The organism is Aequoribacter sp., assembly GCF_965659035.1.
Lineage (GTDB): Bacteria > Pseudomonadota > Gammaproteobacteria > Pseudomonadales > Halieaceae > Aequoribacter.
Genome location: NZ_CBFHWH010000007.1, coordinates 23,190 through 36,138, shown reverse-complemented (window position 1 = coordinate 36,138; position 12,949 = coordinate 23,190). Strand labels below are relative to the sequence as shown.

The following is a 12,949-nucleotide window of genomic DNA, read 5'->3' as shown; positions in this document are numbered from 1 at the left end:
ATGTATTAACCGGTGGCGGCGTTTTCGAGCAGGTATCCAATGACGATTTTTATTAGGAAGCCAAAAATGCCCATAGCAAGTGCTATGTATAAAATCATCGTGCCGAATTTCCCTGCATCGCTGCGTTTGGCGAGGTCCCAAACGATAAAAATCATGAATAAAATCAGTGCGCCAACGCCGAGGGTTACACCGTACTCTGTTAGCCACTGATCATTCATGTATTACTCGTTAGGGATAAGCCACAGTCTGAATTGTCGCCTGCTGAGTCGTGCTGACAGGTAGTTCCCACAGCTGTGGCTGATTGGGTAAATCGTCACTTGCGGGTAAGTTTACCTGAATTTGCTGTTTGCCGCCGCGCTGTTTAATGATTTCGAATTCTCGATAGGCGCTGACTTTTAGACGTAAACAGGCTGGTGCGTGTTCATCGGCGGCACTGAGGGGGCGGAACAACACAATCAGATTGTCGTGCTCGGTCGCTGCCAGCTGCAGCTTGCGGAGTTCAGCGTAGCTGTAACGGTGATGTCCCAGCCAAGCAAATACCGTAGCGCAGGTATTGTGAGTAATCGCTTGCTCGATGCTCCACAGGATATCTTCTTTCGAGTCGGTATGTACTAATAAGACCTGCTCGGTAGGAATATCGCGCGCTTCCAGCAAGGGTGCGTACGGTGCGCAAGGCGGGTTGATAAAGGCCTGCCATTGCCCACGGCTTGAAAGTCTGTGCATAATGGGTAAGAACACACCCATGGCGCCAAGGCCATGACCATCGCTTAGTAGTTCGATGGTATTGCCTAAGGGCCAGCCGCCGCCGGTAAGTACGGCGTCGAGCGGGGCATAGCCAGTGCTTTGGCAGCGACGGTAAGTGCTGACATTAAGTTCGCCGACGTTAAAGCCGCCGATCCAAGTGTCGTCGCGTTGAATGGCTTGTTCGAGTAATGCGTTCATGGGTATGTGCCTCTTACTAGGGGCGGGCACTAAGCAGCCGCCCAACTAAACTACTGTATGCATTTACAGTAGTTTAGTTTTTGGCCGAACGCAAGAAAATTATTGGGTGTAATTTTTACATGTCGCCTTTGGCGACATGTGCTATTTCTCCAAACGCATATTCACGGCGCCTAAGTAATCGGATTTACCCAAAGGCACGCCGTTGTGGCGCAAAATATTGTATGCCGTGGTCACATGAAAGTAGGTGTGAGGAATGACCCACTGCTGCATGTGCTCTAATGCTGTCTCAAAGTGCGCAGTGCCAATGGGTAGGTTGCAGGTCACGGGTTCGAGCATTTTGCTTTGGTATGCCTCAGGATCAATTTTATCCAAATCGCTCAATAGGGTCTCGAGCAGCGCATCGGCGCCGGCAAAGGTATTGAACTGCACATCCGTCGGCGAGGGTGTTACACCGGCAATACATAAGGCACCCTGGTGTGCGCTTAATAGCTGCACTGCAAATATCTGGGTGCGCAGGTCAAACATGTCTTCAAACAGTTTTTTCTGTAGCAGTGTCTCTTCTTCAATGCCATTTTCTTGCGCGTGTTTGGCGCCAATGTGCAGCACCTTGCGTAGGTTTTTAATGGCTTTTTTCATGGGTTTGATGGTGGCATCGTAAAACGAAAGGGTCATGATCAATGTCTCTTAGGGGTGGGTTTTTAGGTTAACGGCTATTTGCTCGAAGATACGCCATGGATCATCGTGCTTGGCGCCTTTAAAGGCTTGGTCAGCATCGGCTAGCTGCGAGGTGGCTCGTTCTAAACGTTTGGCCGACAGCCTCTTCACCGCGCTGCCGACAAGGTGCTGACGGTTCTTCCAGACCCCAAAGCGCTGCATGGCTTGAGCGGGGTTGGTTCCCTCGTTCGTGGCGGTTTTTAAATCGACTAACAGCAAAATCTCTTTGCGGAAAACCCAGTGCACCGCCGCCGCGTCAGTGCCTTCATCCCGCACGCCGCGCAGCATGCGAATACAATGCTCGGCATCGCCACTTAATAAACTGTCCGCTAGATCGTAGACATTAAAACGGGCGCTGTCGGCGACGGCTTCTTGTACGGTTGTTACATCGATGGCACTGTTGTTGCCGGCGTAGAGTTTCAGTTTTTCGATGTCTTGTGCCGCTGCCAGTAAATTGCCTTCCACTCGTTCACTGAGTAATTTTAAGGCATCGGACTCAATGCTAAGCCCCGCTTGGCGCAAACGCTGGTCAATCCAGTTGGGCAGTTGGGCTGGCTCTACCGGCCAAATGCGCAATAGGCCACCCACGCTATCGATTTGCTTCACCCACTTACTGTTGAGCGTTGCTTTGTCGAGCTTGTCGGTGGTAATCAAGAGGATGTCGGTGCCGGGTTCGCATCTTTCGCAATATTCTACTAGTGCTGCGCTGCCGTCTTTTCCGGCTTTTTGTTTGCCAAGACGCACTTCAATTAAGCGCTGGCTTGCAAATAGCGATAAGGCATTCGAGTCGGCACTAAAGTCATCCCAGTTGAACGAGCCGCTATCAGCGTGATGAACGATGCGTTCTTCACAGCCCTGTTTGCGCGCGGCTTGGCGAATGGCATCACAGCATTCTTGAATTTGCAGAGGTTCTTCGCCGCTGACCAAATAAACGGGCAACAGCGATGAGCTTAAGTGTTGCGCCAGTTTATTAGGGTAGATTTGCATCAGGACTTCAGGGCTTGAACTCTGAGTGCTACTCGGCGCGCTAGGCGCGAAGCCAGTTCTTGATACAGCGCTTGTTCGGTTTCATCGCGCTCGGCGCGGCTGGCCAGCGGTGCTTCAGGGTCGTAATCTAGGCGCTGTGATGCTTCGATAATCCGGTCAAATTCGTCGCTTGCAGCAAGTTCATCGACTGCCGACTCGGGGTCGTTCTTGAAGATCAGCTGATAACGCACGCGTCCACTGACATCGTAGTCGGCGATGCGCAGTGATTCGCCGACGGTTAGCGTATTTTGGCTAAATTCAACAGGTTTAATGATGAGCGTAAGGTCAGCCTGTTCGGCTTGGACCAGCCCTTCGCGCTTAAGTGCAACCTGCAGGGCACTGGCGAAGTCGCTGTAGGCACTGAGCCCCACCACTCGAATAGGTAGGCTTGTATGGGCTTCGACAGCTAGGGTATCACTGCCACGCAACTGAAAGCCGCAGGCGCTTAACAAGGTAAGGATTAGTGCTAGAGTAATTCGCCTCATGTTTAATTTGCCACTATGTTCACCAGCCGGCCCGGCACGACAATGATTTTACGCACCGTGGCATCCGCTATAAATCGCTGCACGTTGTCTTGAGCCAAGGCCAATTGTTCAATGCTTTCTTTGCTGGCGTCAATGCCCACAGCCATTTTGGCGCGGACCTTGCCGTTAACCTGCACGACGAGCTCAATTTCATCGCGCACCAACGCCGCTTGGTCGACCTCGGGCCACGCTTCGTTGGCGATGTCCGATTTGTAACCTAGCGCTTGCCACAGACTGTGGCAAACGTGTGGCACAATGGGCGCGAGCAGGCGCACTGCAACCGACAGCCCTTCACGCATAACGTTGCGTGAGGTGCTATCGCTTTGGTCCAAGCGCACCAGTTCGTTGCACAGCTCCATGACTGCCGCGATCGCGGTATTGAAGGTTTGGCGACGGCCGTAGTCGTCGGTCACTTTAGCAATGGTCTCGTGTAGCTTGCGACGCACGTCTTTGGCTGCCAGTGGTTTTTCGGGGGTATCTGCCGTGCCGTCGATGTGCTCAAAGGCCATGCGCCACAAGCGCTTTAAGAATCGGTGAGCGCCATCGACCCCGGCATCTGACCATTCAAGCGATTGCTCTGGTGGTGCGGCAAACATGCTAAACAGGCGCACGGTGTCGGCTCCATAGCTGTCTATTAGCGCTTGTGGATCAACCGTGTTGCCTTTAGATTTGCTCATCTTGGCGCCGTCTTTTAGCACCATGCCCTGCGTCAAGAGGCGTTTGAACGGCTCGTCAGAATTGACCAAGCCTTCGTCGCGTAACAGCTTGTGGAAAAAGCGGGCGTACAACAGGTGCAAAATCGCGTGCTCGATGCCACCCACGTATTGATCTACTGGCAACCAGTAATTGGCGTCGTCATCTAGCATTGCCTTGTCGTTAGTTGCGCTAGCGTAGCGAGCGTAATACCAAGAAGATTCCATAAAGGTATCAAAGGTATCCGTCTCGCGCTCGGCAGGACCCCCACAGCAAGGGCAAGTGGTCTCGTAAAATTCAGGCATTTTCTTGATCGGAGAGCCCACACCGTCAAATTCGACATTGGTAGGTAAGACGACCGGCAAGTCTTGCTCGGGCACGCTCACAGCACCGCACTTATCGCAATTAATGATGGGGATGGGAGCGCCCCAATAGCGCTGACGCGATATGCCCCAATCGCGCAGGCGGTATTGCACGGTTTTGTGCCCTTTACCTGCCGCTTCAAGTGCAGCCGCAATAGTCTCGAATGCTTCAGCCGAGCTTAAACCATTGTAGTCGCCGGAATTAACCAGCATCCCCTTGGCGGTGTAAGCGGCTGTTGATACATCGCATTCATCGCCGTTGTCGGGTTCGATGACCTGCTCAATCGGCAGTCCGTATTTTGTCGCAAACTCCCAGTCGCGCTGGTCGTGACCCGGTACCGCCATGACCGCACCCGAGCCGTAGCTCATCAATACAAAGTTTGCCGCCCATACGGGAACTTCACGGCCGGTAAGGGGGTGAATGGCGGTAAAACCTGTCGCCATGCCCAATTTTTCGGCTGTCGCTAAATCGGCTTCTGCCATTTTGGTGTTGGCGATCGAGCTTAAAAAGGCCTTCAGTTCTGGGTTCGATTCAGCGGCCTTTTGCGCTAGCGGGTGTTGCCCCGCAACGGCGACATAGGTCACGCCCATTAAGGTATCGGGACGCGTAGTGTAGACCGACAAAGGTCCTTGACCGTCTACTTCGAATTGCAGTTCAACGCCTTCGGAGCGACCAATCCAGTTGCGCTGCATGGTTTTGACCTGCTCGGGCCAACCGTCCAATTGGTCAATGTCGTTTAAGAGCTGCTCGGCGTAGTCGGTAATTTTGATAAACCATTGGTCAATATTGCGTCGCTCTACGGGGTTGTCGCAACGCCAACAGCAACCGTCGACTACCTGCTCGTTTGCCAAGACCGTGTTGTCAGTTTCGCACCAGTTTACTTCGGCTTGTTTTTTGTAGGCCAAACCTTTGTCGAACAACCGGGTAAAAAACCATTGCTCCCAGCGATAGTAGTCTGGCTCGCAGGTCGTGACTTCGCGTGTCCAGTCGTAGGCAAAGCCCAAGCGTTTAAGCTGATCACGCATGTAATTGATGTTGTCTGCAGTCCAAGCGGCGGGTGGTACATTGTTTTTAATGGCGGCATTTTCTGCGGGCAGACCAAAAGCATCCCAGCCCATGGGTTGTAGCACATTCTTACCTAGCATACGTTGAAAGCGTGCGATCACATCGGCAATGGTATAGTTGCGGACATGGCCCATGTGAAGTTTGCCACTGGGGTAAGGGAACATAGCCAAGCAGTAGAATTTTTCCCGTTTGGGGTCAGGCTTTGCGATAAAACTGGCTTGGGATTCCCAAAAGGCCTGTGCCTCTTGTTCAATGCTCGCGGCTTGGTATTGCACGTTGTCTCTCTTTTAGCTGTGGTGTGCTTTAGCTCTTGCTTCAGCGATCCGAATAAAACCGCAATCTTAGCAGTTATCAGGCCTTTGGAGTACTGCTAAGTCTATGGTTTTGCCTAGGTTTTTGCTGCCGCTTGTCGGTGGCGCCCGTATAAAAGAGCGATCAGCGCCAAAACAATAATGGGCGTACTACCGGTTTGCATGAAAGGCGTAGAACCCTGTCGGGACTCGACCGAGCCGCGTAACACGGCCGGTTCGAACTGTGGTGTCTGATTTACGATCTGCCCCTTTGGGTTCACAATGGCTGAAATGCCATTACTGGTACCGCGCACCAAGTAGCGCTGCGTTTCCAGCGCGCGCATTTGCGCCATTTGCATGTGTTGCAACGGACCTATCGAGTCGCCAAACCACGTATCGTTACTGATGGTTAATAGCCAGTCAGCTCGTCGCGCGCCGCGCGCTACGAGATCGGGGTAGACCACCTCGTAGCAAATTGATGGTGCAATAATTTGATTTTGCACCCACAGGGGTGCTTGCCGAGCATCGCCCGACGAGAAGTTCGACATGGGTAAATCAAAAAAGTCGATGAGTCCGCGCAGGATACTCTGTAGTGGGACATATTCACCAAAAGGCACTAAGCGTTGCTTGTGATACAAGCCTTCGCCACCCGCAAACACGGCAATACTGTTGTGATAGCTTTGTGTCGCGCGATTGGCAAAAGGTATACCGCTGATCAGGGCTTGCGATTGCTTGTTCATGCGCGCGAGTGTAGGTTTTAAGTCCTCTAAGGCATTGTGATAGTAGCGGGGAACCGCGGCCTCGGGCCATATGATGATATCGCCGGGCTTAGCGCGTTCACTGAGATGCCCCAGATTATCGAGAATCGAGGCGTAATAGCGACGATCCCATTTCATAGATTGGGGCGTGTTGGGCTGCACAATAGCGACGTAGGTGGTGCTTTGTTTGCTTTGAGTCCACTCACGATTATCTAGGATTTGACCGCCGCCAAAGGCCAGCAAACTGGCCCCCACAGCGGCAATACCATAACTGAGGCGCTTTTGTGTTAGGGCGAGCATCCACAAACAGCCCAGTAGACAAGCGATGAACGAGAGCGCGAAGACCCCACCCACGGGTGCCCACCCAGCCAGAGGCGTATCGATATAGCCATAGCCTACGAATACCCAGGGAAAGCCTGTTAAAAACCAAGTGCGTATCCACTCGTTTAACACCCATAGGCCTGTAAATGCCAGCGCGTGGCTAATGTCTAAGGGGCGTGGATGAAGAAAACGTCGGTAAACCCACCCCATAATGACAAACAAAATGGCGAGCAGTGCGCAGAATAATAGGGTTAAAAACCCCGCTAGGCCGACACTGGCATTGCCGTGCTCATGAATGCTGACGTACACCCAGGAAATGCCAGCTCCGAAAAACCCCAAGCCGTAACACCACGCTAGGCGCAAAATTTCTGTGGATTTTGCTTTGTGCCACAAGATCCACAGGCTAGCGGCCGATAAAGCGCCAAGGGGCCAATAGTCCCAAGGCGCAAGTGACAGCGTGACCGCGACGCCCAATAGCGCCGCAATAATGGCACGGACCCAAAGCGGCTTGATGATGCTCACGACGTTAGCTTAGATACCCGCAGACTTTGAATCTTGCGCTGATCGGCGTGAATGACTTTGAATCTGAAGCCCTCGAATGTGGTGGTTTCGCCACGCGCAGGCATGTGTCCAAAGGCTTGAATGACTAAGCCACCGATGGTATCGAACTCATCGTCGCTGAGCTGCGTTTCGAAATACTCGTTAAAGTCTTCGATTGGTGTCAGAGCTTTAACAAAAAACTCGGTATCGGTGATTTTGCGGATGAATTCATCTTCGTCGGTGTCGGTTTCATCTTCGATTTCGCCAACGATTTCTTCCAGCACATCTTCAATGGTAACCAGGCCAGCAACGCCGCCGTATTCGTCAATGACGATTGCCATATGGTTGCGGTTTTGGCGGAATTCACGCAACAAAACATTGAGGCGCTTGCTCTCGGGTACAACAAAGCAAGGGCGCATAAGCTCGGCGACGGCAAAGGGTTCGGTGTCGCTTTTTAATAAGCGTGGCAAGAGGTCTTTAGCCAGCAGAATCCCCAAGACCTCATCGGTGTTCTCGCCAATGACAGGGAATCGCGAATGCGCCGACTCGATAATTTGGGGCAGTAACTCTTCGAGCGTAGCGTCTTCTTTAACGACAACCATTTGCGCTCGAGGGATCATGATATCGCGTGCGTGTAAGTCGCTTACCTGCATGGCGCCTTCGATAATGCTGAGCGCGTCTTTGTCGATCAGTTCATTTTCTGACGCCACCGTTAGCACGTCATGCAGGTCTTCTTTAGTGCGGGGCTCGCCGGAGAAAAGTAGCGCTATTTTGTCCAGCCACGACTTATCGTTACTGTCGCCGCTGGTTTTGTCGTCGCTCATGATGGATGACACTCCTCAGTGTAATCAACATAGGGGTTAGGAAGAGATAAGCTCGCTAAAATGTCAATTTCCAAGCTTTCCATAATGTCGGCATCCGTGTCGTCAATATGATCGAATCCGATTAAATGCAAGGTGCCGTGGATGGTTAAGTGAGCCCAGTGATGCATCAGAACCTTGCGTTGTTCCCTTGCTTCCCGCTCGATCACTGGGGTGCATAGGGCTAAATCGCCGAGTAGGTCCGAGGGGATGCCCGGCGGCAATTCGCTTGGAAACGACAACACGTTGGTAGCCGCGTCTTTACCGCGATAGGTTTTGTTCAGATATTGGATTTCGTCCGAATCGACGATTTTAAGGTCAACGTGCCCGCTTTTGCGACAAGCTTTTAATGCGGCGCTGACCCAGCGCCTAAAACTGTCGTCGTCGGGACTGTCGCCGCCACACGCGCGGTCGACACAAACACTGATGTTCATCGACTGTTGCTCTCGATTTTAGAAGGTGCCAATTCAGCTTTGTCGTAGGCTTCTACGACGCGCTGTACTAGCGGGTGGCGAACCACATCTTTATTGGCAAAGTACGTAAAACTAATGCCGTCTACGCCGTCGAGGATGTGGCTGGCATGTGTAAGCCCCGAGTGTGCACCACGCGGCAAGTCGATTTGGGTGGCGTCGCCGGTAATAACGGCCGTCGAGCCAAAGCCGATGCGCGTTAAAAACATCTTCATTTGCTCGCGGGTGGTGTTTTGGGCTTCGTCTAAGATGATGAATGCATTGTTCAGCGTCCGGCCACGCATAAATGCGAGTGGTGCCACTTCGATAATATTTCGCTCGATATATTTGTTGACCTGCTCAAAGCCCAGCATTTCGTACAAAGCGTCGTAAAGCGGGCGCAGGTAGGGGTCGATTTTCTGCGCAAGATCGCCGGGCAAGAAGCCGAGTTTTTCACCGGCCTCTACCGCGGGACGGACCAGTAGAATTCTGCGTACGCGCTCGTTCAGCAGTGCCTCGACCGCGCAGGCGACGGCCAGATATGTTTTGCCTGTGCCCGCGGGTCCAATACCAAAATTAATGTCAAAATCTTGGATGGCGCGCACATAGCCTTGCTGATTCTTGCCGCGCGGCTTAACCGGTGCCCGCTTGGTTTTAATTACAACGACATTGTCTGCGGTTTCTGCCTCACTCGCGCGTTGCTCTTTTAACACTTCAAGGCCCGCATCTTGCATATGCACATGTAGCGTTTCGGCTGAGAGGCCTTCTCCGCCGCAAATGGCTTGATACAGATTTTCGAGCAGATCCCTAGCCGCTTCTCGAGCTTCGGTAGCGCCAGAGATACTGAAGCGGTTGCCGCGCGACGCGATGGCAACATTGAGCCGTTGCTCAATTTGCTTTAAGTGGGCGTCAAACTGCCCACACAGAGTCGCCAGATGCGATGCGTTATTGGGTTCTAGAGTCGTAGAAGCTGTTTGCGACGAGGGGTCGCTAATATCGGCAAGTTGTGTCAATGCGAGTCGGTGGCAAAAGCCCTTGTGTATGGATAACCAAGGATAATCGGCTTGCGCGATGAGTCAAGCCGTGTGTTGCAGTTTTGTGCGAAATTAATGGTTTTTTACCAAGGTGCCACGCAATGAGTTGGGCAGCGCTTCGTCGACCGTCACCCACGCAAATTCGTGGATCAGGCTATGGTCTGTACAGCTAAAGTTAACCACACGATTATTCTCGGTGCGCCCTTGAAGTTGTCCGGGATCTTTTTTAGAGACACCGCTGACCAAAATCCGCTGCTGAGTACCTACCATGTTTTCACTAATGATTCGCGCCTGACCCGCAATACGGGCCTGCAGTATTTGCAGGCGCTGTTTCTTGACTTCCATGGGCGTATCGTCAACCAAATCGGCCGCGGGTGTGCCGGGACGCGCACTGTAAATAAAGCTGAATGAAGAATCGTAGCCGATATCCTCGATTAGCTTCATTGTGGCATTGAAGTCGGCGTCGGTCTCGCCTGGGAAGCCCACGATAAAATCTGACGACATGCTGATGTTTGGGCGAATTTTACGCAGAGCGCGAATTTTTGATTTGTACTCTAGTGCCGTGTGGCCACGCTTCATCGCAGCGAGAATTCGGTCTGAACCGCTTTGAACGGGCAGGTGTAAATGATCCACCAGTTGCGGAATTTCAGCGTAGACGTCAATTAATGCCTGGCTAAATTCTACTGGGTGCGACGTGGTGTATCGGATACGCTCGATTGCTGGAATACGGGCGATATAGGTTAACAACTCGGCAAAATCGACGACCTCGCCTAAGTAGTTTAAGCCGCGGTACGCGTTCACGTTTTGGCCGAGCAAATTGACTTCTTTAACACCGTGCTCCGCTGCGTGCGCCACTTCGGCGATGACATCATCAAGTGGGCGCGAGACCTCTTCGCCTCGGGTATAAGGCACCACACAGAATGAGCAGTATTTGCTGCAGCCTTCCATGATCGACACAAAGGCGCTGGCACCTTTAATTTCTGGATCAGGCAGACAGTCGAACTTTTCAATCTCGGGGAAGCTAACGTCCACGACGATAGTGTTTCCAGGGCCTTGTTGGCTGCGTTCGGCCATCATTTCAGGTAGGCGGTGCAAGGTTTGCGGACCGAAGACTAAGTCGACGTAAGGCGCTCGTTCGCCAATTGCGGCACCTTCTTGGCTGGCAACGCAGCCACCCACCCCGATAATAAGGTTGGGGTTTTTTTCTTTTAAAGGCTTCCAGCGCCCCAGCTGATGAAACACTTTTTCTTGGGCTTTTTCTCGAATTGAGCACGTGTTTAGGAGTAACACGTCGGCTTCTTCAGGGTTGTCTGTACGCTCGAGTTGGTGGCTGGTTTTTAATAAATCGCCAATGCGTGCCGAATCGTACTCGTTCATTTGGCAGCCGTGCGTCTGAATGAACAATTTTTTAACGGACATGTCATTAACCCTGCTGGTTCTAACCTTAGAGGGCCGCGAGTATACCGATGTGGGGCCTTGAAACCTAGACTATAGGCCACATTATTTGGTATGCCTTGCGGATTTTTATGGCATTTTTCCGCAAGGTTGGTAGTATTGCGCGCCCGTAAATTTTGACGCTTAGCCCTAGTGCTTGGAGACTCGTGTGTATAAAGTGATTTTTCACAATGCAAATCAAGTATTTGAGGTGTTTGCGCGTCAGATTTATCAGAGTGATATGTGGGGTTTTATCGAGATCGAAGAATTCGTTTTTGGTGAGCGTTCACAAATTGTGGTGGACCCGAGCGAGGAAAAGCTGAAAAACGAATTTGCCGGCGTGAAGCGCACCTATATCCCTTATCAATCCGTGATTCGAATTGACGAGGTTGAGCGCGAAGGCTCGTCGAAAATCTCAGAAGTTCCGGCCAACACCACCGGCAGTAACGTTACCCGTTTGCCTTTTGCGAGCATGGTTCCGCCACCCTCCGACGATTGAGTCATCGAGGTAGCCTCGCGGGGCTTGCTACTTTTCTGCTGTATCGCCACTGAGCTTAGCTCGGGCCTCGCTCAGCATCCAGTTATCGATTATTACTCGGCGACGATCTACAGTTTGTCCGGCCCCTTACTTTGCTAGGCTTCGCAAAGTTGCCAAGCGCACACACACTACAAAAGCATCCATAGTGGCTTGTACATCAGCTATGCTTGGAAAGCTGGGTGCAATTCGGATGTTGCTGTCTTGTGGATCGTTACCGTAGGGGAAAGTCGCTCCTGCGGGTGTCAGTTTAATGCCTGCATCGGATGCCAGTTGTATCACGGCCTTGGCTAAGCCGGGTCGCGTTTCAAACGATACAAAGTAGCCACCTTCTGGGCTAATCCACGTGCCCATGCCTGTGCCGCCTAGCTGCGCCTCAAGGGTCGATAGCACGGCGTCAAAACGTGGTTTCATGATGTCCGCGTGGCGACCCATGTGTGCCATTAAACCGCTGTGGTCTTTAAAAAATGCCACATGACGCAGTTGGTTCACTTTGTCGGGGCCAATCGTTTGGAAACCTAGATGTTGCTTAAAGGCGGCTAAATTAGATTTAGAGGTGCTTAAAAACGCCACACCCGCGCCTGCGAAGGTAATTTTCGATGTCGAGCCAAATTGAACGATATTGTTTAAAGTGCCTGCGGCGATCGCGTGCTCGCGGATATTGCCCAGCGCAGGTGCATCGGCAGTAAGTGCGTGCACCGCGTAGGCGTTGTCGTACATGATCAAGAAGTCGCTTTGCGCCAGTTTAGGTAGCGCTGCGAGGCGTGCCAAGGTGGCTTCGCTGTACACACAGCCGGTAGGATTCGAGAAGCGTGGTACACACCAAATACCACAGACGTTGTCGAGCTCTTGCACGAGTGCTTCAGCAGCATCCATATCGGGGCCGTCGTCTAGCATCGGAAGCGTGACCATCTCGATACCCAAATATTCGCAAATAGCGAAATGGCGATCATAGCCGGGTACTGGGCATAAGAACTTCGGTGTGCTGTCGCCGGTGTTCCAAGCTTTGTGAAAACCAAAGCGAAGTGCGAAGTCGATCACTTGATACATTAAGGTCAAGCTGGCGTTGCCGCCAATCAGCATTTCGTCAGCGGGCACTTGAAGCACTTGGGCAAACAGTGCTTTGGCCTCGGGTAGACCGTCGATGCCGCCGTAATTGCGCACATCGGTACCGTCTTGTGCAAAATAATTGCCGTCTAGTACGCCATCTAAGGCGTTAGATAAATTGGCTTGTTCGGCACTGGGCTTGCCGCGCGTTAGATCCAGCGACAAACCTTGCGCCAATAGGGCTTGGTAATCAGATTCTGCTTGCGCAAGTGCCTGCGCACGCTGCGCGGCGTCGAGTTGGTCTACGTGCACGTAGGACTCCTAAAAAATTAACACTGTGGATGCTGCGTAGTA

General features: G+C 52.2%; 13 protein-coding genes. 1 reads left to right on the top strand and 12 read right to left on the bottom strand.

Annotated elements, in window-relative coordinates; genetic code table 11:
• Positions 1-5 precede the first annotated feature (5 nt).
• The 11 genes from ACTF5Z_RS02405 to miaB form a co-directional block, all read right to left on the bottom strand.
• A complete protein-coding gene (locus ACTF5Z_RS02405) occupies positions 6-218 on the bottom strand; it encodes a DUF2788 domain-containing protein (protein ID WP_423848691.1) in 213 nt (70 codons plus the stop codon).
• A gap of 10 nt (positions 219-228) precedes the next feature.
• Positions 229-942 (bottom strand): translesion DNA synthesis-associated protein ImuA, encoded by a 714-nt coding sequence (gene imuA, locus ACTF5Z_RS02400; protein ID WP_423848692.1) that lies wholly within the window; start codon positions 940-942, stop codon positions 229-231.
• A 141-nt stretch (positions 943-1,083) separates the two neighbouring features.
• Complete coding sequence (locus ACTF5Z_RS02395; protein WP_438984363.1) at positions 1,084-1,614, bottom strand: DUF1993 domain-containing protein; 531 nt, start codon at positions 1,612-1,614, stop codon at positions 1,084-1,086.
• A gap of 12 nt (positions 1,615-1,626) precedes the next feature.
• A complete protein-coding gene (gene holA / locus ACTF5Z_RS02390) occupies positions 1,627-2,643 on the bottom strand; it encodes a DNA polymerase III subunit delta (RefSeq protein ID WP_438984362.1) in 1,017 nt (338 codons plus the stop codon).
• Positions 2,643-3,167, bottom strand: coding sequence for an LPS-assembly lipoprotein LptE (locus ACTF5Z_RS02385; protein WP_438984361.1), 525 nt, complete (start codon positions 3,165-3,167; stop codon positions 2,643-2,645). Before ACTF5Z_RS02385 ends, holA begins: the two co-directional genes overlap by 1 nt.
• A 2-nt stretch (positions 3,168-3,169) precedes the next feature.
• Entirely contained in the window at positions 3,170-5,602 is a 2,433-nt protein-coding gene (leuS, locus tag ACTF5Z_RS02380) for a leucine--tRNA ligase (protein WP_438984360.1), read from the bottom strand.
• 113 nt (positions 5,603-5,715) lie between these two features.
• Entirely contained in the window at positions 5,716-7,218 is a 1,503-nt protein-coding gene (lnt, locus tag ACTF5Z_RS02375; RefSeq protein ID WP_438984359.1) for an apolipoprotein N-acyltransferase, read from the bottom strand.
• The gene (locus ACTF5Z_RS02370) at positions 7,215-8,060 is read right to left on the bottom strand and encodes an HlyC/CorC family transporter (RefSeq protein WP_438984358.1); all 846 of its coding nucleotides are present in this window, start codon (positions 8,058-8,060) and stop codon (positions 7,215-7,217) included. Before ACTF5Z_RS02370 ends, lnt begins: the two co-directional genes overlap by 4 nt.
• Positions 8,057-8,530 (bottom strand): rRNA maturation RNase YbeY, encoded by a 474-nt coding sequence (gene ybeY / locus ACTF5Z_RS02365; protein ID WP_438984357.1) that lies wholly within the window; start codon positions 8,528-8,530, stop codon positions 8,057-8,059. Before ybeY ends, ACTF5Z_RS02370 begins: the two co-directional genes overlap by 4 nt.
• A complete protein-coding gene (locus ACTF5Z_RS02360) occupies positions 8,527-9,558 on the bottom strand; it encodes a PhoH family protein (protein WP_438984356.1) in 1,032 nt (343 codons plus the stop codon). Before ACTF5Z_RS02360 ends, ybeY begins: the two co-directional genes overlap by 4 nt.
• Positions 9,559-9,651: 93 nt before the next feature.
• On the bottom strand, positions 9,652-10,998 hold the full coding sequence (gene miaB, locus ACTF5Z_RS02355) for a tRNA (N6-isopentenyl adenosine(37)-C2)-methylthiotransferase MiaB (protein ID WP_438984355.1): 1,347 nt from the start codon (positions 10,996-10,998) through the stop codon (positions 9,652-9,654).
• 184 nt (positions 10,999-11,182) lie between these two features.
• Between miaB and ACTF5Z_RS02350 the strand changes: the two genes are divergently transcribed.
• On the top strand, positions 11,183-11,512 hold the full coding sequence (locus tag ACTF5Z_RS02350) for a DUF1820 family protein (protein WP_009576774.1): 330 nt from the start codon (positions 11,183-11,185) through the stop codon (positions 11,510-11,512).
• Between the two features lie 126 nt (positions 11,513-11,638).
• Here the strand turns inward: ACTF5Z_RS02350 and ACTF5Z_RS02345 are convergent, their stop codons facing one another.
• On the bottom strand, positions 11,639-12,907 hold the full coding sequence (locus ACTF5Z_RS02345; protein ID WP_438984354.1) for an aminotransferase class I/II-fold pyridoxal phosphate-dependent enzyme: 1,269 nt from the start codon (positions 12,905-12,907) through the stop codon (positions 11,639-11,641).
• Positions 12,908-12,949: the final 42 nt, after the last annotated feature.